Origin of the sequence: Enterobacter sp. D2 (assembly GCF_034427575.1) — a bacterium.
Classification (GTDB): Bacteria; Pseudomonadota; Gammaproteobacteria; order Enterobacterales; family Enterobacteriaceae; genus Enterobacter; species Enterobacter cloacae_M.
Window position 1 is genome coordinate 1,053,154 of the sequence record NZ_JAXQPP010000001.1, and the last position, 22,297, is coordinate 1,075,450.

General features: G+C 56.5%; 24 protein-coding genes and 2 tRNA genes. 14 read left to right on the top strand and 12 right to left on the bottom strand.

What is annotated here, in order from left to right:
* Positions 1 to 166 precede the first annotated feature (166 nt).
* The 7 genes from sufA (at position 167) to ldtE (ending at position 6,795) form a co-directional block, all read left to right on the top strand.
* A complete protein-coding gene (gene sufA / locus SPG90_RS05115; protein ID WP_008500631.1) occupies positions 167 to 535 on the top strand; it encodes a Fe-S cluster assembly scaffold SufA in 369 nt (122 codons plus the stop codon).
* Positions 536 to 543: 8 nt separating this feature from the next.
* Positions 544 to 2,034 (top strand): Fe-S cluster assembly protein SufB, encoded by a 1,491-nt coding sequence (sufB, locus tag SPG90_RS05120; protein WP_126303184.1) that lies wholly within the window; start codon positions 544 to 546, stop codon positions 2,032 to 2,034.
* A gap of 10 nt (positions 2,035 to 2,044) precedes the next feature.
* Positions 2,045 to 2,791 carry a Fe-S cluster assembly ATPase SufC gene (sufC, locus tag SPG90_RS05125; protein ID WP_014831592.1) on the top strand — a complete coding sequence of 249 codons (747 nt, stop codon included), beginning with the start codon at positions 2,045 to 2,047 and terminating at the stop codon, positions 2,789 to 2,791.
* Positions 2,766 to 4,037 carry a Fe-S cluster assembly protein SufD gene (gene sufD / locus SPG90_RS05130; RefSeq protein ID WP_322407991.1) on the top strand — a complete coding sequence of 424 codons (1,272 nt, stop codon included), beginning with the start codon at positions 2,766 to 2,768 and terminating at the stop codon, positions 4,035 to 4,037. The genes sufC and sufD overlap by 26 nt, the downstream gene beginning before the upstream one ends.
* A complete protein-coding gene (sufS, locus tag SPG90_RS05135) occupies positions 4,034 to 5,254 on the top strand; it encodes a cysteine desulfurase SufS (RefSeq protein ID WP_248190720.1) in 1,221 nt (406 codons plus the stop codon). Before sufD ends, sufS begins: the two co-directional genes overlap by 4 nt.
* 14 nt (positions 5,255 to 5,268) lie before the next feature.
* Positions 5,269 to 5,685: a cysteine desulfuration protein SufE gene (gene sufE, locus SPG90_RS05140; RefSeq protein WP_023311331.1), complete on the top strand. Its 417-nt coding sequence runs from the start codon at positions 5,269 to 5,271 to the stop codon at positions 5,683 to 5,685.
* A gap of 96 nt (positions 5,686 to 5,781) precedes the next feature.
* Positions 5,782 to 6,795 carry a L,D-transpeptidase LdtE gene (gene ldtE / locus SPG90_RS05145; RefSeq protein ID WP_063409549.1) on the top strand — a complete coding sequence of 338 codons (1,014 nt, stop codon included), beginning with the start codon at positions 5,782 to 5,784 and terminating at the stop codon, positions 6,793 to 6,795.
* 60 nt (positions 6,796 to 6,855) lie between these two features.
* Here ldtE and lpp read toward each other — a convergent pair whose 3' ends face one another.
* From lpp to SPG90_RS05165, 4 genes are all read right to left on the bottom strand, one after another.
* Positions 6,856 to 7,092, bottom strand: a complete 237-nt coding sequence (gene lpp, locus SPG90_RS05150; protein ID WP_001082307.1) for a murein lipoprotein Lpp — start codon at positions 7,090 to 7,092, stop codon at positions 6,856 to 6,858.
* Between the two features lie 309 nt (positions 7,093 to 7,401).
* Positions 7,402 to 8,823 (bottom strand): pyruvate kinase PykF, encoded by a 1,422-nt coding sequence (pykF, locus tag SPG90_RS05155; RefSeq protein ID WP_322407992.1) that lies wholly within the window; start codon positions 8,821 to 8,823, stop codon positions 7,402 to 7,404.
* Positions 8,824 to 9,200: 377 nt separating this feature from the next.
* A complete protein-coding gene (locus SPG90_RS05160) occupies positions 9,201 to 10,346 on the bottom strand; it encodes a trans-sulfuration enzyme family protein (protein WP_045401427.1) in 1,146 nt (381 codons plus the stop codon).
* 11 nt (positions 10,347 to 10,357) lie between these two features.
* Positions 10,358 to 11,728: a pyridoxal-phosphate dependent enzyme gene (locus SPG90_RS05165; protein WP_064791043.1), complete on the bottom strand. Its 1,371-nt coding sequence runs from the start codon at positions 11,726 to 11,728 to the stop codon at positions 10,358 to 10,360.
* 400 nt (positions 11,729 to 12,128) lie between these two features.
* Here SPG90_RS05165 and SPG90_RS05170 point away from each other — a divergent pair, with 400 nt between their 5' ends.
* The 4 genes from SPG90_RS05170 (at position 12,129) to fumD (ending at position 14,972) form a co-directional block, all read left to right on the top strand.
* Complete coding sequence (locus SPG90_RS05170; RefSeq protein WP_248195681.1) at positions 12,129 to 13,151, top strand: methionine ABC transporter ATP-binding protein; 1,023 nt, start codon at positions 12,129 to 12,131, stop codon at positions 13,149 to 13,151.
* Positions 13,144 to 13,812, top strand: a complete 669-nt coding sequence (locus SPG90_RS05175; RefSeq protein ID WP_008500617.1) for a methionine ABC transporter permease — start codon at positions 13,144 to 13,146, stop codon at positions 13,810 to 13,812. The genes SPG90_RS05170 and SPG90_RS05175 overlap by 8 nt, the downstream gene beginning before the upstream one ends.
* Positions 13,813 to 13,839: 27 nt before the next feature.
* Positions 13,840 to 14,652 (top strand): MetQ/NlpA family ABC transporter substrate-binding protein, encoded by an 813-nt coding sequence (locus SPG90_RS05180; RefSeq protein ID WP_045401416.1) that lies wholly within the window; start codon positions 13,840 to 13,842, stop codon positions 14,650 to 14,652.
* A 110-nt stretch (positions 14,653 to 14,762) separates the two neighbouring features.
* A complete protein-coding gene (gene fumD / locus SPG90_RS05185) occupies positions 14,763 to 14,972 on the top strand; it encodes a fumarate hydratase FumD (RefSeq protein ID WP_045401410.1) in 210 nt (69 codons plus the stop codon).
* Here the strand turns inward: fumD and SPG90_RS05190 are convergent.
* From SPG90_RS05190 to SPG90_RS05205, 4 genes are read right to left on the bottom strand one after another with little or no spacing between them, the layout of a single operon-like run.
* Positions 14,953 to 15,639, bottom strand: a complete 687-nt coding sequence (locus SPG90_RS05190) for an amino acid ABC transporter permease (RefSeq protein WP_045401407.1) — start codon at positions 15,637 to 15,639, stop codon at positions 14,953 to 14,955. The genes fumD and SPG90_RS05190 overlap by 20 nt on opposite strands.
* Positions 15,623 to 16,399 (bottom strand): amino acid ABC transporter permease, encoded by a 777-nt coding sequence (locus SPG90_RS05195; protein ID WP_023311340.1) that lies wholly within the window; start codon positions 16,397 to 16,399, stop codon positions 15,623 to 15,625. The genes SPG90_RS05190 and SPG90_RS05195 overlap by 17 nt, the downstream gene beginning before the upstream one ends.
* The gene (locus SPG90_RS05200) at positions 16,399 to 17,214 is read right to left on the bottom strand and encodes an amino acid ABC transporter ATP-binding protein (protein ID WP_045401402.1); all 816 of its coding nucleotides are present in this window, start codon (positions 17,212 to 17,214) and stop codon (positions 16,399 to 16,401) included. The genes SPG90_RS05195 and SPG90_RS05200 overlap by 1 nt, the downstream gene beginning before the upstream one ends.
* Position 17,215: 1 nt before the next feature.
* A complete protein-coding gene (locus SPG90_RS05205; RefSeq protein ID WP_322408157.1) occupies positions 17,216 to 18,046 on the bottom strand; it encodes an ABC transporter substrate-binding protein in 831 nt (276 codons plus the stop codon).
* Between the two features lie 245 nt (positions 18,047 to 18,291).
* Here SPG90_RS05205 and SPG90_RS05210 point away from each other — a divergent pair, with 245 nt between their 5' ends.
* On the top strand, positions 18,292 to 18,459 hold the full coding sequence (locus SPG90_RS05210) for a hypothetical protein (protein ID WP_185807230.1): 168 nt from the start codon (positions 18,292 to 18,294) through the stop codon (positions 18,457 to 18,459).
* A gap of 92 nt (positions 18,460 to 18,551) precedes the next feature.
* On the opposite strand, the gene SPG90_RS05215 is transcribed toward SPG90_RS05210, so the two are convergent.
* Complete coding sequence (locus SPG90_RS05215; protein ID WP_003857665.1) at positions 18,552 to 18,692, bottom strand: hypothetical protein; 141 nt, start codon at positions 18,690 to 18,692, stop codon at positions 18,552 to 18,554.
* A 125-nt stretch (positions 18,693 to 18,817) separates the two neighbouring features.
* On the opposite strand from SPG90_RS05215, the gene SPG90_RS05220 reads away from it, so the two are divergent.
* Together SPG90_RS05220 and SPG90_RS05225 are read left to right on the top strand one after the other, a co-directional pair.
* Positions 18,818 to 19,600, top strand: coding sequence for an MBL fold metallo-hydrolase (locus SPG90_RS05220; RefSeq protein WP_322407993.1), 783 nt, complete (start codon positions 18,818 to 18,820; stop codon positions 19,598 to 19,600).
* 72 nt (positions 19,601 to 19,672) lie between these two features.
* Positions 19,673 to 20,308, top strand: coding sequence for a carbonic anhydrase (locus tag SPG90_RS05225; protein WP_023311344.1), 636 nt, complete (start codon positions 19,673 to 19,675; stop codon positions 20,306 to 20,308).
* 28 nt (positions 20,309 to 20,336) lie between these two features.
* Here the strand turns inward: SPG90_RS05225 and SPG90_RS05230 are convergent, their stop codons facing one another.
* From SPG90_RS05230 to SPG90_RS05240, 3 genes are all read right to left on the bottom strand, one after another.
* Entirely contained in the window at positions 20,337 to 21,932 is a 1,596-nt protein-coding gene (locus SPG90_RS05230) for an FAD-NAD(P)-binding protein (RefSeq protein WP_064791041.1), read from the bottom strand.
* A gap of 118 nt (positions 21,933 to 22,050) precedes the next feature.
* A tRNA-Val gene (locus tag SPG90_RS05235) sits at positions 22,051 to 22,127 on the bottom strand.
* A gap of 4 nt (positions 22,128 to 22,131) precedes the next feature.
* Positions 22,132 to 22,208 (bottom strand) — tRNA-Val (locus tag SPG90_RS05240).
* Between the last annotated feature and the right edge of the window lie 89 nt (positions 22,209 to 22,297).

The following is a 22,297-nucleotide window of genomic DNA, read 5'->3' on the forward strand; positions in this document are numbered from 1 at the left end:
ACAAATACATCCATCCTGACTGCATCCTCTCACAGGGTCTATGCTTAATAAAACCAGGCAAAAAGGGCGCTTTAGCCGAATGCCCCTGCTGACAGAGGGTTGAAGTGATAATCGTTATCACTAACATGGTGTTATGCCCTGATGGCTTATCAGATGAGGTGGACCTATGGAACTGCATTCAGAAACCTTTAATCCTGCCGATTTCGCCTGGCGCGGCTTAACGCTCACGCCAGCGGCGGCAGCACATATTCACGAGCTGGTGGCGAAAAAGCCCGAGATCCTCGGCGTGCGTTTAGGCGTCAAACAGACCGGCTGCGCGGGTTTCGGCTACGTGCTCGACACCGTCACCGAACCCGAGAAAGATGACCTGGTGTTCGAGACTGACGGCGCGAAGCTGTACGTCGCGCTGCAGGCCATGCCGTTTATTGACGGCACCGAAGTGGACTACGTCCGCGAAGGCTTAAACCAGTTATTCAAATTTCATAACCCGAAAGCCCAGAACGAATGCGGCTGTGGCGAAAGCTTTGGGGTATAGGCGGTACTATGTCTCGTAATACTGAAGCAACGAGTGATGTAAATACCTGGAGCGGTGGGCACCTCAACTATAAAGAGGGGTTCTTCACCCAGCTCCAGACAGATGAGCTGGCGAAAGGCATTAACGAAGATGTCGTGCGGGCGATCTCGGCGAAACGTAACGAACCCGAGTGGATGCTGGAGTTCCGCCTGAGTGCCTTCCGCGCCTGGCTGGAGATGGAAGAGCCGCACTGGCTGAAAGCGCACTACGACAGGCTGAACTATCAGGATTACAGCTACTATTCTGCGCCCTCCTGCGGCAGCTGTGACGATACCTGCGCCTCGCAGCCCGGCGCGGTGCAGCAAACTGGCGCTGAAAACAGCTTCCTCAGCAAAGAGGTGGAAGAGGCCTTTAACCAGCTTGGCGTGCCCGTTCGCGAAGGGAAAGAGGTGGCGGTAGACGCCATTTTCGACTCCGTCTCGGTGGCCACCACCTACCGCGAGAAGCTGGCAGAGCAGGGGATCATTTTCTGCTCCTTCGGCGAAGCGATTCACGATCATCCGGAACTGGTGAAAAAGTACATTGGGACCGTGGTGCCTTCAAACGATAACTTCTTTGCGGCTCTTAACGCGGCGGTGGCCTCGGACGGTACCTTTATCTATGTACCGAAAGGCGTGCGCTGTCCGATGGAGCTTTCCACCTATTTCCGCATCAATGCCGAAAAAACCGGCCAGTTCGAACGCACGATTCTGGTCGCGGATGAAGGCAGCTACGTCAGCTATATCGAAGGGTGCTCCGCCCCGGTTCGCGACAGCTACCAGCTGCACGCGGCGGTGGTGGAGGTCATTATTCATAAAGACGCCGAGGTGAAATACTCCACGGTGCAAAACTGGTTCCCGGGCGACGGCAATACCGGCGGTATCCTGAACTTCGTCACCAAGCGCGCGCTGTGCGAAGGCGAAAACAGCAAGATGTCGTGGACCCAGTCTGAAACCGGCTCGGCCATCACCTGGAAATACCCGAGCTGCATTCTGCGCGGGGATAACTCCATCGGTGAGTTTTACTCCGTGGCGCTCACCAGCGGCCATCAGCAGGCGGACACCGGCACCAAGATGATCCACATAGGTAAAAACACCAGGTCGACCATTATCTCGAAAGGCATTTCCGCCGGGCACAGTCAGAACAGCTATCGCGGGCTGGTGAAAATCATGCCGACGGCCACCAATGCGCGAAACTTTACCCAGTGTGATTCGATGCTGATCGGCGCAGACTGCGGGGCGCACACCTTCCCGTACGTTGAGTGCCGTAACAATACGGCCCAGCTTGAGCACGAGGCGACGACGTCACGCATTGGGGAAGATCAGCTCTTCTACTGCCTGCAGCGGGGGATCAGCGAAGAAGACGCCATCTCGATGATCGTTAACGGCTTCTGTAAGGACGTGTTCTCTGAACTGCCGCTGGAATTTGCCGTTGAAGCCCAGAAACTCCTCGCCATTAGTCTTGAACACAGCGTCGGTTAAAGGAAAGCACATGTTAAGCATTAAAGATTTACAGGTCAGCGTAGAAGACAAAGCCATCCTGCGTGGCCTCAATTTTGACGTTAAGCCGGGGGAAGTCCACGCTATCATGGGGCCGAACGGTTCCGGGAAAAGTACGCTTTCCGCGACGCTGGCGGGGCGCGAAGATTATGAGGTGACCCACGGCTCGGTCGAGTTCAACGGCAAAGATCTTCTGGAGATGTCGCCGGAAGACCGCGCGGGAGAGGGCATCTTTATGGCCTTCCAGTACCCGGTCGAAATTCCGGGCGTCAGCAACCAGTTCTTCCTGCAGACGGCGCTGAATGCGGTACGCAAGTATCGCGGCCTGGAGGCGCTCGACCGCTTCGACTTCCAGGATTTAATGGAAGAGAAAATCAAGCTGCTGAAAATGCCGGAAGATTTGCTCACCCGCTCGGTGAACGTCGGTTTTTCCGGCGGCGAGAAAAAGCGTAACGACATCCTGCAGATGGCCGTTCTGGAGCCCGAACTGTGCATTCTGGATGAGACCGACTCTGGTCTGGACATCGACGCCCTGAAGATTGTCGCTGACGGGGTGAACTCCCTGCGCGACGGCAAGCGTTCGTTCATTATCGTCACCCACTACCAGCGCATTCTGGACTACATCAAGCCGGATTACGTCCATGTGCTTTACCAGGGGCGTATTGTGAAATCCGGAGATTTCACGCTGGTTAAACAACTGGAGGAGCAGGGTTATGGCTGGCTTACCGAACAGCAGTAATGCGCTCCAGCAGTGGCACCGGCTGTTTGAAGCCCAGGGCGGCACGCGCTCCGAGCAGGCGCAGCAGCATCTGCAGCAGATGCTGCGTCTCGGCCTGCCGACGCGTAAGCACGAGAACTGGATATACACCCCGCTTGATGGCCTGCTGAACGCCGAGTTTGTGACCCGTCTGGCGGATCTCACCCCGGCGCAGCGTGACGCGCTGGCCGTAAACGTGGATGCCGTGCGCCTGGTTTTTGTCGACGGTGAGTTCCGTCCGGAACTGAGCGACGCCCTTCAGGGGAGCGGATTTGAGATTGTGATAAACGACGATCGCCAGCCCCTGAGCGCCCCGGTTCAGCCTGAGGTTTTCCTGCACCTGACCGAGAGCCTGGCCCGCAGCGTGACGCATATCGGCGTGAAGCGTAACCAGCGTCCGGCAAAGCCGCTGCTGCTGATGCACATCACCCAGGGGCTGGACGGCGACGAAATCAACACCGCGCACTATCGCCACCATCTTGAGCTGGCGGAGGGGGCTGAGGCCACGGTGATTGAACATTACGTCAGCCTCAACGAGACGCGCCATTTTACCGGCTCGCGTTTGACGATGAATGTGGCGGCCAATGCCCAGCTTCACCACGTTAAGCTGGCGTTTGAGAATGCGCAGAGCCACCACTTTGCCCATAACGACATTGTGCTGGGTCAGGATGCCGCAGCGTACAGCCACAGCTTCCTGCTCGGCGGGTCTGTGCTGCGCCACAACACCAGCACGCAGCTTAACGGTGAGAACACCACGCTGCGCATCAACAGTCTGGCGATGCCGGTTAAATCAGAGGTGTGCGACACGCGCACCTGGCTGGAGCACAACAAGGGCTACTGCAACAGCCGCCAGCTGCACAAAACTATCGTGAGTGACAGAGGTCGCGCGGTGTTTAACGGCCTGATTAACGTGGCGCAGCACGCCATTAAAACCGACGGGCAGATGACCAACAACAATCTGCTGTTAGGGCGCCTGGCGGAGGTGGACACCAAACCGCAGCTGGAGATCTACGCCGACGACGTGAAGTGCAGCCACGGTGCGACGGTCGGGCGGATCGACGACGAGCAGATGTTCTACCTGCGTTCCCGCGGTATCGACCAGCAGGCGGCGCAGAAAATGATTATCTATGCGTTTGCCGCCGAACTGACGGAAGCGCTGAACGATGGTCAGTTGAAACAGCAGGTGCTGGCGCGTATCGGTCAGCGTCTGCCTGGAGGCGAAGCATGAGTTTTCCCGTCGAGAAAGTGCGGGCAGATTTCCCGGTTCTGACCCGTGAAGTGAACGGTCTTCCGTTGGCCTATCTGGACAGCGCGGCCAGCGCGCAGAAGCCGAATCAGGTGGTGGACGCGGAAGCCGAGTTCTATCGCCACGGCTATGCCGCCGTGCATCGGGGGATCCATACGCTGAGCGCCGAAGCGACCCAGCGGATGGAAAACGTGCGCACGCAAATTGCCGCCTTCCTCAATGCAAAATCGCCCGAGGAGCTGGTCTTCGTGCGCGGAACCACCGAAGGAATCAACCTTGTCGCTAACAGCTGGGGCAACGCGCAGGTCCACACGGGGGATAACATCATCATCACCCAGATGGAGCACCACGCCAATATCGTGCCGTGGCAGATGCTCTGCGAGCGCGTTGGCGCGCAGCTGCGGGTGATCCCGCTGAACGCCGATGGGACGCTGCAGCTCGAGCAGCTCGATGCACTGCTAGACGATAAAACGCGGCTGGTGGCGGTCACCCAGGTCTCTAACGTGCTCGGGACTGAAAACCCGGTGGCAGAGATTGTCGAAAAAGCCCATCAGGCCGGCGCGAAGGTGCTGATTGACGGCGCCCAGGCGGTAATGCACCACGCGGTTGACGTTCAGGCGCTGGACTGCGATTTCTACGTCTTCTCAGGCCACAAGCTCTATGGGCCGACCGGGATCGGCGTGCTCTACGTGAAGGAAGACATTCTGCAGGCGATGCCGCCATGGGAAGGGGGCGGCTCGATGATCGCCACAGTCAGCCTGACGGAAGGCACCACCTACGCGCGCGCGCCGTGGCGTTTTGAGGCGGGTACGCCCAACACCGGCGGGATTATCGGGCTGGGGGCGGCGGTTTCCTACGTCTCCGCAATCGGCCTTGATAGCATTCAGGAGTACGAACAGCTGCTGATGCACTATGCGCTTGCCGAGCTTGCCAGCGTGCCGGATCTGACCCTCTACGGGCCTGCCGACCGGCAAGGGGTGATCGCGTTTAATCTCGGGAAACATCACGCCTATGACGTGGGCAGTTTCCTCGATAACTACGGCGTGGCGGTCCGTACCGGGCACCACTGCGCCATGCCGCTGATGGCGTTTTACCAGGTGCCGGCAATGTGCCGCGCGTCGCTGGTGATGTACAACACAACGGAAGAGGTCGACAGGCTGGTGGCGGGGCTTAAGCGCATTCACCAGCTGCTGGGCTAACGGAGAGGCAAAAGATGGCAGAACTGCCGGACAGAGACAAATTGCTGCGCAACTTTGGGCGTTGCGCAAACTGGGAAGAGAAGTACCTTTATATCATCGAGCTGGGGCAGCGTCTGCCGCCGCTCGGTGAAGAGGCGCATAACCCGGAAAACAGTATTCAGGGCTGTCAGAGCCAGGTGTGGATTGTGATGGAGCAGTCTGACGACGGCACGATAGCACTGCACGGCGACAGCGATGCGGCCATTGTAAAAGGGCTTATTGCGGTCGTCTTTATTCTTTACCACCGGATGTCGGCGCAGGATATTGTTGCGTTTGACGTCCGCCCGTGGTTTGAAAAAATGGCCCTGACCCAACACCTCACCCCGTCACGCTCCCAGGGACTGGAAGCGATGATTCGCGCGATTCGCGCCAAAGCTGCAATCCTTAGCTAGACTTACAGAACAGCATTCATTCTGTTTCGCGAGGTGGTTCCCGCCTCGCGGTTTTTCAGCTTTCTGGCGTCCTGCCAGTGAATAAGGAATCTCAGCATGAAGCGCGCGTCTCTCATAACTCTATTACTCCTCAGTTCGCTCGGCGCACTTAATTCGGCCCGCGCGATGGACTATCCGTTGCCGCCCGCAGGCAGTCGCCTGATTGGGCAAAATCAAACCTACACGATACAGGAAGGGGATAATAAGCTGCAGACCATCGCCCGCCGGTTTAATACCGCGGCGCAGGTGATTCTGGAAACGAACAATACCATTGCGCCGGTAAACCCTGCGCCGGGAACCGTCATTACCATTCCGTCGCAAATGCTGCTGCCGGACACGCCGCGCGAGGGGATTGTGGTGAATCTCGCAGAGCTTCGGCTCTACTACTTCCCGCCGGGAGAAAATATCGTTCAGGTCTTCCCGCTCGGCATCGGACAGCTGGGGCTGGAAACGCCGGTGACGACCACGCGGGTGAGCCAGAAGATCCCGAATCCCACCTGGACACCCACGCCGGGCATCAGAGCACGCTCTCTGGAGCAGGGCATTAAATTGCCTCCGGTGGTACCTGCCGGGCCAAACAACCCGCTGGGGCGCTTTGCACTGCGTTTAGGCGTGGGCAACGGGGAATATCTCATCCACGGCACCAGCGCGCCGGACAGCGTGGGCCTGCGGGTCAGCTCCGGCTGTATGCGGATGAACGCCCCGGATATCAAAGCGCTGTTCGAACAGGTGCGGGTTGGCACGCGGGTACAGATTATCAATGAACCCGTGAAGTTCTCCGTGGAGCCGGATGGTAAACGCTATATTGAGGTCCACCGTCCGCTGGCGCAGGTTGAGGGGGAAAATCCGCAGGTCTCGCCAATTGCCCATTCCGCGGACTTTGCGACTTTTGTTTCTCAGGCGGGAAGCGATAAGGCGCTGATTGAGAAAGCCCTGGCACGTCGTGCGGGCATCCCGGTTATCGTGTCGTCGGGAAGCGGTCCGTCAGCCAGCAATAGCGTATTGTCGGTGCAGAACAGCCGGGTGTCTGCTGCGGTAGCGGAAGATGAAGGGGAGAAGGTGACGCAGTAGCCGTTTGACTCAGGCAAAAAAAATGGCGCACAATGTGCGCCATTTTATTAACAGGTACTATTACTTACGGTATTTAGTAGCCTGGTTGTCCAGACGCTGGTTAGCGCGAGCTGCGTCGTCTTTAGCAGCCTGAACGTCGGAACGCATTGCGTTCACGTCGTTGCTCAGCTGGTCAACTTTAGCGTTCAGAGTCTGAACGTCAGAAGACAGCTGATCGATTTTAGCGTTGCTGGAGCAACCAGCCAGCAGAGTAGAACCCAGGATTACCGCGCCCAGTACCAGTTTAGTACGATTCATTATTAATACCCTCTAGATTGAGTTAATCTCCATGTAGCGTTACAAGTATTACACAAAGTTTTTTGGGTTGAGAATATTTTTTTGATGGGAATACACCTATTTTTGATCGTTCGCTCAAAGAAGCATCGAATCAGCCCTTTTCGGGCAAAAATCTAAGGAAAAAAAGGCATTTATCATCGGATTCATCTTAGATAAATCGCAATTAAATAGAGAAACCCGATTTGCAATTTGAATGACTTTGGCTAATACGAGGAATAAAAAAAGCGCCCGGAGGGCGCTTTTTATCCAAATTAATTGGTTCAGGAATTATTACAGCACGTGAACAGATGCGGTATTGGTTGTGCCGCTTGGTACCAGTGCGCCAGAAACCATGACCACAACGTCACCTTTCTGTGCCAGACCGCGATCCACCAGCTCCAGAGCTACTTCTTTACCCAGACGGTAGAAATCATCCGTAGACGCGATCTCTTTCACCAGGTGAGGGATCACGCCTTTGCTCAGCACCAGCTGACGAGCCGTGGTTTCGTTGGTGGTCAGCGCCAGGATAATTGCATCCGGGAAGTATTTACGCACCGCGCGAGCTGATTTACCGCCCTGGGTGGCAACCACGATCAGTGGGGCTTCCAGTTTCTCAGCCGTTTCTACTGCACCGCGGCAAACCGCTTCGGTGATGCGCAGCTTGCGGCTGTCGTTGTTGTAGTCCAGACGGCTTTTCATTACGCGGTCGGTACGTTCGCAGATGGTAGCCATGATGGTCACCGCTTCCAGCGGGTATTTACCCTTCGCGGATTCGCCGGACAGCATAACCGCATCAGTACCGTCGAGGATGGCGTTTGCCACGTCGCCTGCTTCAGCGCGGGTTGGGCGCGGGTTTTTGATCATGGAGTCCAGCATCTGCGTTGCGGTGATAACCACTTTACGCGCGCGTACACATTTCTCGATCATCATCTTCTGCGCGAAGATCACTTCTTCAACCGGGATTTCAACGCCCAGGTCGCCACGAGCAACCATAATGCCGTCAGACGCTTCGAGGATTTCGTCGAAGTTGTTCAGGCCTTCCTGGTTTTCAATTTTGGAGATGATCTGGATCTTCTCGCCGCCGTGCGCTTTCAGGTGCTCGCGGATTTCAACCACGTCTGAGCGCTTACGGATGAAGGAGGCCGCAACAAAGTCAACGCCTTGTTCGCAACCGAAGATCAGGTCCTGTTTGTCTTTTTCAGCCAGCGCAGGCAGCGCGATAGAAACGCCCGGCAGGTTAACGCCTTTGTTTTCGCCCAGGTCGCCGTTGTTCAGCACCTTACAGATAACCTTGTTGCCTTCGATAGCGGTGACTTCCATACCGATCAGACCATCGTCTACCAGCACGGTGTTACCGACGGACAGGTCGTTGGTGAAGCCTTCATAGGTCACTGCAACGATTTCGCTGTTGCCGACAACGGATTTGTCGGTGGTGAAGGTGAAGGTCTGGCCCGCTTTCAGAGAGACGTCGTTACCGCCTTCCAGTTTGATGGTACGGATTTCTGGACCTTTGGTGTCCAGCAGGATGGCAGCTTTTTTACCGGTCTTGCTCATCACGTTGCGCAAGTTCTGGATACGCTGACCGTGTTCTGCGTAATCACCGTGGGAGAAGTTCAGACGCATCACGTTCATGCCGGCGTCCAGCATTTTGGTCAGCATCTCTTCAGATTCGGTTTTCGGGCCGATAGTACAAACAATTTTCGTCTTTTTCATGACAGTCTTAGTCTTTAAGTTGGGAAGGATATGGAAATCTCGCTCCGGGGGCGCACCGCCGCGGAGTCAAACCTGTGTTGCAAAAGAGTATATGACACGCACTAAGGATAGGAGACATCAAATGAGCGTGCAGAAGAAAGTGTGCCTGAGTGACAGCCCAACGAAGGAGAGGAGAAGTTGTACGTTGTTTTTTGTATTCCAAGCGCTGAAACCATTCACCAGGGATTAGGCGCGCATTATACGCTGATTTTAAGATAAAAGGAAAATGGAAACGGTGTTTCAGAAATAATCTGTGCAGTTTCACATAATATTGTTATCAAGGCGTTAAGCCATGATGACAACTTATGACGGCAGGTGATTGACCTGCCGCGTTTTGCTTATTTTTGCAGCGCCTGGCTGAGATCGGCAATCAGGTCTTTCGGATCTTCAATCCCGACTGACAGACGGATAAGCTGCGGCACAATGCCGTTTGCCAGGCGTTGCTCCAGCGGAATCGAGGCGTGCGTCATGCTATAAGGCTGGCTCACCAGACTTTCCACACCGCCGAGGCTTTCCGCGAGGGTGAACAGCTTCAGGTTGCGAATCACCTCGGTGGCGCGTTGCGCATCGCCTTTTACCACGACGGAAATCATCCCACCGGGCAGGGCCATCTGCGTGCGGGCAAGCTGATATTGCGGATGCGATTCCAGGCCGGGATAGAACACTTTTTCGACCAGAGGGTGCTGATCCAGCCATTGCGCAATCGCCAGCGCGTTGGTGCTGTGCTTTTCTACCCTCAACGCAAGCGTGCGAATACCGCGCAGCGTCAGGAAGCTGCTGAACGGATCCAGTACGCCGCCTACCGCGTTTTGCAGATAGCCCAGCTTATCCGCCAGTTCCCTGTTGTCCCCGACAATCGCCAGCCCGGCCACCACGTCAGAGTGGCCGTTCAGGTATTTGGTGGCGGAGTGCACCACGATATCGAAACCCGACTCCAGCGGACGGTGGATCACCGGCGACGCGAAGGTATTATCCGCCACGCTGATGACGTTATGACGGCGGGCGATCGCCGCAATGGCCGCCAGATCCGCCAGCTTCAGCAGCGGATTGGTTGGCGTTTCGACCCACACCATGCGGGTATCCGGGCGAATGGCGGCCTCGAGACCGGCTAAGTCGTCCGGTTTAACCCAGCTGACCTGCAGGCCGGTGCTGCGCTTGCGCACGTTTTCAATCAGGCGGTACGTCCCGCCGTAAACGTCATCAATGGCGACAATATGGCTGTCTTTGTCCAGCAGTTCGAGCACCGTGGAGATGGCCGCCAGACCGGAGGCGAAGGCGTAGCCGCGCGTGCCGCCTTCCAGTTCGGCGATGGCGGTTTCCAGCGCATGGCGTGTAGGGTTGCCGCTACGGGAATATTCATAGCCGGTATGCTCGCCGGGTGACGGTTGCGCAAACGTCGAGGTGGCGTAAATCGGCGGCATGACGGCGCCGTGCTGGTCGTTGAACTCGCCGCTGTGTACGCTCAGGGTAGCCAGGTTTTTCATCATCGATTCCTTTATTGCTGAAGACGGTTGCGCCAGGCGGTCAGAACGTCGCTGCGCGTAATCAGACCGAGAAAACGGTCGTTGTCATTAATCACGGCCACCAGACCGCGGTCGAAGATGGCGTTCAGGGCGCTTTCCGGGGCGTGTTTATCAAGAAACTCCACCTGGCGCGTCATGGCTGCCGTCACCGGAAGCGCGAAGCGATCGCCGTCGCCGCCGATATGCCGCAGAAGATCCCACTCGTCGATAATACCCACCACCTTGCCGTTCTCCAGCACCGGCAGCTGGGAGATGTCATACAGGCGCATGCGTGCCAGTACGGTGGAAAGCGTGTCGTCCGGGGCGGCGGTAACGGTGGCGCCTTCATCGTGGCGCAGGGCGATGTAGTCAGAGAGATCGCCGGCCTGAGGGCGCGTGATGAGCCCTTGCTGACGCATCCAGTCGTCGTTGAACATCTTCGAGAGATACTTATTGCCGCTGTCGCAGGCGAAGGTCACCACGCGTTTCGGCGCGGTCTGCGCCTGGCAATATTTCAGCGCGGCCGCCAGCAGCGTGCCGCTGGAAGAGCCAGCCAGAATGCCTTCCGTTTTCAGCAGGTCGCGCGCGGTGGTGAAGGCCTCTCGGTCGGTGATGCGCCAGGCGCGATTCACCCCTTCAATGTGGGCCAGCGGCGGAATAAAGTCTTCGCCAATACCTTCAACCAGCCAGGAGCCCGCGTCGTGATAGCGTCCGGTTTCCACCTGGTCGGCCAGAACGGAACCGGCCGGGTCAGCCAGGACAAACTCCGTGTGCGGAGAGTGCTCGGCGAACCACGCCTGCAGGCCGCCCAGCGTACCGCCTGAGCCGACGCCCACCACGATGGCGTCGATCTGGCCGTCAAGCTGCTCGTACAGTTCCGGTGCCGTGGTGGTGCGGTGCGCCAGCGGGTTGGCCTCGTTATTGAACTGGTCGATGTAAAACGCGCCGGGCAGCTCGTTGGCCAGGCGCTGGGCGTAATCCTGGTAATAGGCGGGATGGCCCTTGTTGACGTCGGAGCGGGTCAGCACCACCTGGGCACCCAGCGCGCGCAGGTGGAAAATCTTCTCGCGGCTCATTTTGTCCGGCACCACCAGGATCAGCGAGTAGCCTTTCTGGGCGGCAATCAGGGCCAGGCCGAGACCGGTATTCCCCGCCGTCGCCTCAATAATCGTGCCGCCCGGCTGCAGCTGGCCGGTACGCTCCGCTTCGTTAATCATCGACAGCGCAACGCGATCCTTAATCGACCCGCCCGGATTTTGGTTTTCCAGCTTCAGGAACAGCGAGCAGGGACCGGTATCAAGCTTATGCAGCTGTATCAGCGGGGTACGACCAATCAGTTCGGTGACGGAGTGATAAATCGTCATGATGTTTTCCTTTCTGGATGTCATGACGGGATGATAGGGCGGTGAAATTTTCTCAATAAAGAACCATTCACTGCCGTTTAGAACAGAAAGGAATATAAATGCCATTTCTGGATGGCAGGACAGCAAGACGTAAAGTTGTCTGGATGTGAGGAAGGCTATATCGGGATGAAATGCTGCAAAAATGACCGTTTTTTGCGCCCGTCCGCCAGCGGATATGCATCCGGCAGATAATCATTGCTGAAATTGGTCTAAATGCTTCCCACCCGGTAAATCCGCTGTTTATTGCCGAAAGTTATAACACATTCTTTTTTGTTCATTTAAAAGCTGATAACGCCTGTTTACTATCGTTTGGACATCCATACTGCTAAACAGCCATGCGCGAAACGGATAAAGAATAAGAATGATCGTACTCAGGAATATTTCGAAGGTTTTTGACAACGGAAAGGTCGCGCTGACTGCCGTTGATAACGTCAATTTGACGATAGAGCAGGGACAGATTTACGGGATTATCGGCTACAGCGGAGCCGGGAAAAGCACGCTGATTCGTCTGCTAAACGGCCTGGAAAAACCCAGCGCCGGAAGCGTGACCATTAACGGGCAGGATATCTCTGCGGCAAAGGGCGAAGCGCTGCGCCAGGCGCGCCTGAAAATCAGCATGGTGTTCCAGCACTTCAACCTGCTGTGGTCGCGCACGGTAAGCGAAAACATTGCTTTTTCCATGCAGATAGCCGGAGTACCTAAAGCAAAAGTCACCGCTCGCGTCACGGAACTGGTGGAGTTGGTAGGGCTGAAGGGGCGCGAGAATGCGTACCCGTCCCAGCTGAGCGGCGGGCAAAAGCAGCGCGTGGGCATTGCGCGTGCTTTGGCTAACAGCCCTGACGTGCTGCTCTGCGATGAAGCCACGTCCGCGCTCGACCCGCAGACCACCGACCAGATCCTCGATTTGCTGCTGGATATTAACCGCCGCTTCAGGCTGACCATCGTGCTGATCACCCACGAGATGCACGTGGTGCGCAAAATCTGCGACCGCGTGGCGGTGATGGAGAACGGTAAAGTCGTGGAAGAGGGCGACGTGCTGAGCGTCTTTACCCATCCGCAGCAGCCGATTACGCAGCAGTTTGTCCGTCAGGTAAGCCAGTACGCTGAGGAAGAAACCTTCAATACCGAACTGGCAAACGATCTGGAAGGCACGGTCATCAGGCTGACCTTTACCGGGCACAGCACCCATAAGCCGATTGTGGGTGAACTGACCCTGCGCTACGGCCTGCCGTTTAACATCCTGCACGGGAAAATGACGCAAACCGCCCACGGCGTGTTTGGCCAGCTCTGGGTGCACGTGGTGGCATCCGATGAACAACTGAACAATATCCTCGCCGACCTGAAGCACAGCGATATTGAAGGCGAGGTGATTAAACATGGCTGAGAATCTCTTTCCGCATCTGAAGTGGGATCAGCTCTGGGCGGCGACGCTGGAGACGCTGTACATGACCGCGCTGTCCGGCGTGGCGACCTTTGTGCTGGGCATCGTGCTGGGGCTGGCGCTGTTTTTAACCGCGCGCGGCGGATTGTTCCACAACCGCACGGTTTACAGCGTGATTTCGATTGTGGTGAACGTGTTCCGCTCCATTCCGTTCATCATTTTGATTGTCCTGCTGATCCCGTTCACCAAGACCGTCGTCGGCACCATTCTTGGCGCCAACGCGGCGCTGCCGGCGCTGATTGTGGGCGCGGCACCGTTCTACGCACGCCTGGTGGAAATCGCCCTGCGTGAAGTGGATAAAGGCGTCATCGAAGCAACGCGCTCGATGGGCGCACGACTGAGCACGTTAGTGTTTCGGGTTTTACTGCCGGAATCATCACCCGCACTGGTATCGGGTATTACGGTGACGCTCATTGCGCTGGTGAGCTACAGCGCAATGGCGGGGGTGATTGGCGCCGGCGGTTTGGGAAATCTGGCTTATCTGGAAGGATTCCAGCGCAACCATGGTGACGTCACGCTGGTGGCAACGGTGACCATACTGATCATCGTTTTCATTATCCAGTTCTGCGGCGATGTCATTACTTCACTGTTAGATAAAAGATAATCTCTAATAACACACAGGAACCACATCATGAAAAAAACACTGACACTGATCGCCGCCGCAACCCTGAGCGCCCTGAGCTTCGCGTCCTGGGCTGACACCCTGACCGTGGGCGCATCCAACACGCCGCACGCCGAAATTCTGGAGCAGGCAAAGCCAATTCTGGCAAAGCAGGGTATTGACCTGGAGATCAAACCGTTCCAGGACTACATTCTGCCGAACACCGCGCTGGCGGGTCATGACATCGACGCGAACTATTTCCAGCACATTCCTTACCTGAACAGCGTGCTGAAGGATCATGCGGGCGATAAGGACTACGATTTTGTCAGTGCGGGCGCGATCCACATTGAGCCAATCGGCATCTACTCCAAAAAATACAAGTCGCTGAAAGACCTGCCGGAAGGTGGCAAGATCATCATGCGTGACGCGGTTTCTGAAGAGGGTCGTATTCTTTCCATCTTCGAGAAAGAGGGCGTGATCAAGCTGAAGCCGGGCATCGATAAAGTGACCGCGCGCATCAGCGACATCGTCGAGAACCCGAAAAAGCTGAAGTTCACGCCGAACGTGGAAGCGTCTCTGCTGCCGCAGATGTACAACAACAACGAAGGCGATGCGGTGGTGATTAACGCCAACTACGCGATTGACGCGGGTCTGGATCCGGTTCACGACCCGATTGCGGTAGAGAGCGGTGAAAACAACCCGTACGCCAACATCATTACCGTGCATCGCGGCGACGAGAAGAAGAAAGATATCGTTGCGCTGGTGAACGTGCTGCACTCGAAAGAGATTCAGGACTGGATCCGCACCAGGTACAAAGGCGCGGTCATCCCAGTAAACAACTAAATTACTGATTTTACAGATGAAGCCCGGCGAGTCTCTCGCCGGGCTTCTTTTTTGTATCCGGCAGGAGAATCATTTAAGCTCAACGTTTAACAGGCAATGGAGTGATGACGATGGGTAACGTGACCAAAGATGATGCGTTGTACCAGGAGATGTGCCGGGTGGTCGGAAAGGTGGTGCTTGAGATGCGTGATTTAGGGCAGGAGCCAAAGCATATTGTCATTGCCGGAGTCCTGCGTACCGCGCTGGCGAACCAGCGCGTGAAACGCAGTGAACTGACAACCGAAGCGATGGAAACGGTGGTTAAAGCGCTGGCCGGGTAATGCGCCAGCGTTTCGCAAGCTGTTCGAGCGAGCAGCAGAGCAGGTAGTAGACCACGCCCGTAAAGATAAAAATGGCTGCCGGGTAGATTTGCACCCGGTTGTTGACCTGTCCCGCCACCGTGGTCAGCTCCGGTACGTTCACGATAAACGCCAGCGACGTATCCTTCAGCAGGCTGATAAAAATCCCCACCAGCGACGGCAGAATATTCCTCAGCGCCTGCGGCAGCAGCACGCGCAGGAGTGTTTGCTGCGTGCTGAATCCCTGTGACAGTGCGGCCTCGTACTGCCCGGACGGTAGCGCGTTAAGCCCGGCCAGTACCGAGTGCATTACGGTTGCCGCGGTAAACCAGGCCAGGGCCAGCGTGACGGTCAACGCTCCCGGCAGATCGCCCCCGGTCATAAGCGGCAGAAGATACCACATCCAGAAAATTACGAAGATGAGCGGGATACCGCGAATCAGCTCTGCCCATAAAAAGAGGACCTTTCGCACGAGCCCGGTAAAGCGCCAGGCCAGACATGCGAGCACTATCCCTCCGGGCAGAGCGATAACGGCGGCCCCGGCAGCCATCATTAACGACAGCAATACTCCCCCCGGTTCACCCGTTGCCGCGCGTCCCCACAGCAGATAGTCGAGGTTATCGGTGATGACGTTAAGTCCGGCAATCATGTTTTTCACTCCGAGTGGCGGCGGCGCCTGGGCGTTTACGTTTCGCGTCAGGTCCGATGCGAACCAGCACCATCCCCATGACCAGGCCGGTCAGCAGATAGAGCGCGGTTCCGAGGGTAAACGCCTCCAGCGCGTGCGCGTTATAGCTCTCGATCTGCCTGACCTGATAGGTCAGCTCGGCGAAGCCAATCCCGCTGGCGAGCGAGGAGAGCTTCATCAGATTAAGATACTGCCCCACAACGGGCTGCCAGGCGTTGGCCAGCCCCTGCGGCAGAAGGATGTAACGAAACAGACGCCACGCGGAGAATCCCTGCGCGAGCGCCGCCTCCCGCTGTCCGGCAGGCACGGAACGTAAGCCCGATTCCACCTCTTCGATTAAAAACGCCGAGGTAAAGACGCCCAACCCCCAGGCAGAACATAAAAATTCGGGCGTAAACCACCAGACGTTACCAGGCAGAATTGACCAGCTGTGATCCGCGTTCACCGCGTCGCGGAACGCCTGCGGTAGCCCGTTCCAGGCGGCAAAATACCAGAACAGCAGCTGCACCAGCAGCGGCGTATTGCGAAACAGCGACACCCAGCTGCTGACGACCGCGTTCCCGGGGCGTCCGCCGGAAAGGCGCAGGAGCATAAAAAGCAGTGCGAGCAGGCTGGCCAGCAGCATCCCGGCAAGCGTGACCCACAGGGTGGTGAGGAATCCGGAGAGTATCCACTGCAGAGGCTGTCCGGTCAGTACTCCCTGCCAGTCGAGCGCGGGCATTACAGATGCTCCTGATGCAGCGGGTTGAGCACCTTCTGCAGGAACCGCTGCGCGCGCGGATGCGACGGCTGGCTGAAAAACTGCGCCGGCGGCGCGGTTTCCAGAATTTGCCCGCCGTCGATAAAGACAATCCGGTCGGCAATTTCCCGGGCAAACTGCATCTCGTGGGTCACCACGATCATCGTGATCCCGCTGTGGGCGAGGGCTTTCATCACGTACAGCACTTCACCAATCATCTCCGGATCCAGCGCGGAGGTGGGTTCATCGAACAGAATGATTTGCGGTGAGGAGGCCAGGGCGCGGGCAATCGCGACGCGCTGCTGCTGTCCACCGGAAAGTTCTGCCGGGAAATGGTGGGCTTTTTCCAGCATCCCGACCTTCTCCAGCAGGGCCAGCGCGCGCTCCCGGGCAGGCTGCGGCTTCCAGCCGTGAACCTGCTCCAGCGCCAGGGTGATGTTCTGGCTGGCGGTGAGGTGGGCGTAAAGATTGAACTGCTGGAACACAAACCCCACGCGGCTGCGCAGCTGGCGCAGCCCGGTACCGGAGAGCTTTGCGGTAGGCTTGTTGTCGACCAGAATCTCTCCGCCGCTCAGGGTTTCAAGCTGGTTGATAAGACGGATCAGGGTGGATTTACCGGAACCCGACGGGCCGAGGATGGCGACCACTTCACCGGGCGTGATGGTGAGGTTAATGTCGTTTAAAACCTGATGGTCACCGTAGCGTTTGTCCACGTGACGAAACTCGACGCTGGCCTGTTCCAGATGTGAAAAATCCGCGGCACCGGCCGCGGAGTGTGAAAATAAACCTGAGAGCATATTACTTAGCTTCTATTTTAAAGGCGCGAGGCTGTGGGGAAGGCGTGTTTGGGCCAAACCAGACATCGTAGATTTTTGCTGCCTGACCGTTCTTCTCGAGGTTAACCAGCTCGTCGTTAACGGCCTTCAGCAGCGCCGTTTCGCCTTTTTTCACCCCAACGCCAATCTCTTCTTTGCTGAGCAGGTCGGGCAGGATTTTAAAGTTCGCTTTATCCGGCGCCTGCGCCAGCAGACCGGCCAGAATGGTGCTGTCCTGGGTGATGGCCTGTACGTTACCGTTGCGCAGTGCCGTCAGCGCCAGCGGAATATCGTCATAAGAGAGCACGCGTGACTGCGGGAAACGCTGGTGAAGCGCCTGCTCGCCCGTCGTTCCTTTGACCGCGCCAATACGCGCCCGGCTGTAGTCATCAAGCTTGTCCGGTGATTTCGCCGGCACGAGGAACTGCTGGCCGGTGACAAAGTAAGGCGTCGAGAAATCAATCACCTGCGCGCGTTCCGGGGTGATAGTGATATCCGCCACGATCAGATCAGCTTTTCCGGACTGCAGCAGCGGAATACGGTTAGCCGGATTGGTGGCAACCAGTTCAAGCTTCACGCCGAGCGATTTTGCCAGCGCTTTGGCGAAGTCCACGTCATATCCGACGATCTCGTGCGTTTTGGCATCAATAGAGCCAAACGGCGGGTTGGCGTCAAACGTGGCCACTTTCACCACCCCTGCGGCCTTAATATCCGCCAGCTGATCGGCCTGTGCCTGCGCTGAAAGCAGGCTGCCCGCCGCCAGTAATCCCAGAACCAGTGTCCGTTTTGTAAACCCTTTCATGTTTGCTGCCATAGTCATTCGCCATCCCGTTGTTTTTGTTTTACCCCGCTACGCTCCCATAAGCGAAAGCTATCGCCAAATAAGAAATCGTTCTTTGCTATGAGCAAAAAAGCATTAGTGAACAAGGTGTTAATGAAGAGTGAAAAGAACGGGAGGCTATTTGCAAATCCTGCACATCGACAGTGGATTTTGGTATTTCCCCCGCGCGGCATTTGAGTGCTTAACTGAGATCAGACACGGCGAGAGAGGGTAAGACGATGAAAAAATGGATCAGCACGTTACGGCGGTTTTTTGCGGCCCGACCAGTGAATGCGGAGAACAGCGCGCAACGTGTTCTTGAGTCAATCCTGCCTGTCGCCAGCCTGTATGGCGTCGACGTCGCCAACATTGACCCGGAGTGGTTCCATGATAAAACGTCACGCTGAACTGCGCCGCACGCGCGAAACGTACTGGAACGAGGTGTGCGTGACGTGTAACGAGTGAAATAAAAAAGCACCGGCTTCCCGGTGCTTTTTTATTAGATCTTGCAGGCGTCGCCGCAGTCGTCGTCGGCGACAATCGCCTGTGCTTTTTTGTCTGCATCGTCCAGACGTTCCGCATTACGCTCTTCGGCTTCATCCAGACCGTTAAAGACTAAGTTATCGAGATCAATTTCCATGTGGCACCTGCTCTGTTCAGTTTTTGATACTGGCACAGTATAGGGCAAAAAAAGCCAGCAATGTACCTCGCAGCACATAAGGATAATCCCTGCCATACTCAGTGCTTTATCGCTGAGGAGAGCACATGATTACACTCTGTAAAACCTGCGGAACCGCCTACGATGCCCGCCCGGACAGATGCCCAATTTGCGAGGATGAACGCCAGTACGTGCCCGCCACGGGCCAGGCATGGACCGATCTCGTCACCGTCACCGCCACGCATAGCAATAAATGGCAGCAGCTGGAGCCGCGGCTGTTTGGGATCAAAACGGTGCCCGCGTTTGCGATAAACCAGCGGGCGCTGTTCCTGCAAACGCCCCACGGCAATATCCTCTGGGACTGCATCGCCAACCTCGACCCCGCAACCAAAGCGCTCGTTACCGCCCTCGGCGGCATCAGCGCGATTGCTATTTCACATCCGCACTATTACACCACCATGCAGGAGTGGGCTGCGGCGTTTGATGCGCCGGTGTATCTGCACGCCAGCGACAAAGAGTGGGTCATGCGCGACAGCCCGGCCATTCATTTCTGGGAGGGGGATGCGCTGGATATTTTCCCGTCGGTCACCCTGCTGCGTCTGGGCGGGCATTTTGCCGGTGGAACGGTGCTGCACTGGCAGGAGGGGGGTGGGGTATTGCTGGTGGGCGATATTCTGCAGGTCACGCCGGGTAAAGACGCCGTCTCGTTTATGTGGAGCTATCCGAATTATCTTCCGCTGCCGGCCCGCACCGTGGCGTCGGTGGTGAGTCATCTCGAAGGCAAAACCTTTGAACGTCTTTACGGCGCGTTTGAAGGGCAGAACATCCAGGCCAGTGCGGACGAGATTGTGCAGCGGTCGGGCCAGAAATATATTGCTTGTCTGAAGTAAACCACGATGGGTAAACTTTACGAGTGTGATCTCGATCATGCCTAAACTAAAACAGATAAAAGAGACATTGCTATGCAACATATCATTGAAGGTTTTCTCAGCTTTCAAAAAGAGATTTTCCCGCAACGTAAAGAACTCTTCCGCAGTTTAGCGTCCAGCCAGAATCCCAAAGCGCTGTTCATCTCATGCTCCGACAGCCGTCTGGTCCCGGAACTGGTCACCCAGCAAGAGCCAGGACAACTCTTTGTCATTCGTAATGCTGGCAACATCGTACCGCCTTTCGGGCCGGAGCCTGGCGGCGTGTCCGCCACTATCGAATACGCCGTGGTGGCGCTGGGCGTCACGGATATCGTGATTTGCGGTCACTCCAACTGTGGCGCGATGAAGGCGATTGCCGATAACGCGAACCTGGAGCCAATGCCTGCTGTGTCACACTGGCTGCGCTATTCAGACGCGGCGAAAGCCGTGGTTGAGAAGAAAACCTGGGATAAGCCGATCGATAAGGTCAATGCGATGGTGCAGGAGAACGTGTTTGCGCAGCTGAGCAACATTAAGACCCACCCGTCCGTCGCGGTGGGCCTGCGTAATAACTCCATCCGACTGCACGGCTGGGTATACGACATTGAAAGCGGCAAAATTCTTGCCCTGGATAAAGCGACGAAAACCTTCGTTTCGCTGTCTGAAAATCCGGAAGTCTTCTTCGAGTAATCCTCGACAGCAGGGCATGGAAGCCCTGTCAGTTCTCGATATACGGTAATCTGCGCCGCGATCGAGACGCGGGTTTTTCCGCCGCCTTCGCCATTGCTTCCGCAATCTCTGCACACTCCGCCAGCCCCTGAACGAAGGGACGATCGTGCATCAGCCACGGTATCGCGCCGAAGGCGATGCGCCCGCGAACGGCGTCAGGCGCATTTAAGGTGTAATCCTCACCGACGTCCGGTATCTCTTCGCCCGTGGCTTCCAGCTGTTTGCGCAGCGTCGGAAAGGGCAGATCCTTCGTTTTGAGCGGCTTCTGCCCGCGCGCATCAATAAACACGTCGAAACGGTAAACGGTCTCTTGTGTAGTGATTACCGTTCGATCGCTGCCAATATCCAGCGCGTAATCGTCGCCGAGCGTCGCCACGCTAATGATGCCGGCTTCGCGAAGCGCGAGCAGCCTGCGGATAGACTGCGGAGGGATGGCCGCATAGTTGTCGATGAATACGCGGGCGAGGCCTTGCTTAAAGCGCTCTCTGTCCCGTTCGTTGAGGTGGGGAACAATCTCCTGAACCACCTCATGCAGCCGAAGCACGGTATAGCGCCAGGCTACGGTGCGCCGCTCGCGTTTGTTCCGCTCAACCTCGTTGAGATTCTCCTCTGCCCAGGTAAAGGGGCCGTGCCGTTTACGATCCTCAAACCAGGCCTCACGAATGCTGTCCGCATTCTGCTTATGCAGGGATATTTTCTCACACCACGTCGGGTCAGCCAGCTGAAGCTCTTTGACCATCAGGGTAAATATACGGTCGAGCAGGCCATCCGATCCTTGGGCAATCTCGCTTTCAGCCGCGCCTTCGGTCAATACCGACAGCGGTTCGTAAGGAATAGGGCAGTAAAAATCGGCTTCCGGCAGAATACCCGTTCGGGACATCAGGACAATCTTCAACGCGTCGCTGCCTTTATCCAGCACGAATTTATCATCACGAAATTCACCGTGCTGCATCACCACCGCCATGGCCGCGTCGAGACCGCTTAACGATGTCCCCATGATACCGACGCGGCAGGGAGGGATACTGGCGTCCATCAGACCGGACCACGGGCTTGGGAAGAACGTGCGCGTGGATTCGTCCTCGTCTGGCCAGACGTGGCCGGTGGCGATAACCGCAAGGTCGAATTGTTCAGGCAAGACGCTGCCGTTGACGGAAAGCGTAACGCCGGTTGTCGCGGGAATGATGTCTGTGATCTTCGCAGATTCATGGACATCAACGTTGAATCCCAGCCTTTTTGCCTCTTTTACGATGGAAAGAAAGCTGTCGCGGAAATATTGACCCAGCAGAAGCCGGGGCAGGAACTGCCGGTCATGCAGGCGGGTTTTATCAACCTTAAAGCGCGCAAGATGGGCGTCACTCTGTTCCTTGAGCCAGTCGAGGTAGGTGATAAAAATGGGCGGGATTTCAATGCTCGCAATGTTCGCCAGCATCAGCCGGGAATTATCGTCGTCGTTATAGGGCATACCCACGCCAGCGTCTTCGGATTGTTCGAAAACGGAAACGGAGAGCGGCGTGCTGTTCTTGAGGAGGTGATAAAAGGTGTAAATCCCTGTGGGGCCGGAGCCGATAATCGCGATCTTCTTCATCAACACGTTTCCTGTGTTTTTTCCATAAGAAAAGCGTAGCAGGAGAATAATGATGAAAATAAGGGATTAGGAAAATTCAGGATATCAGAAGAGGATTTGCACCATTTCAGGACTGAAATGGTGCGTCCGAGTGGACTCGAACCACCGACCCCCACCATGTCAAGGTGGTGCTCTAACCAACTGAGCTACGGACGCAGAATGGTGCGTTCAATTGGACTCGAACCAACGACCCCCACCATGTCAAGGTGGTGCTCTAACCAACTGAGCTATGAACGCAACGTGTTGTCGGTGACAACGGGGACGAATATTAGCGGCACAGCACCGAGGTGGCAAGAGGGAAAATGCAATTTTCTCTCTGATTTCAC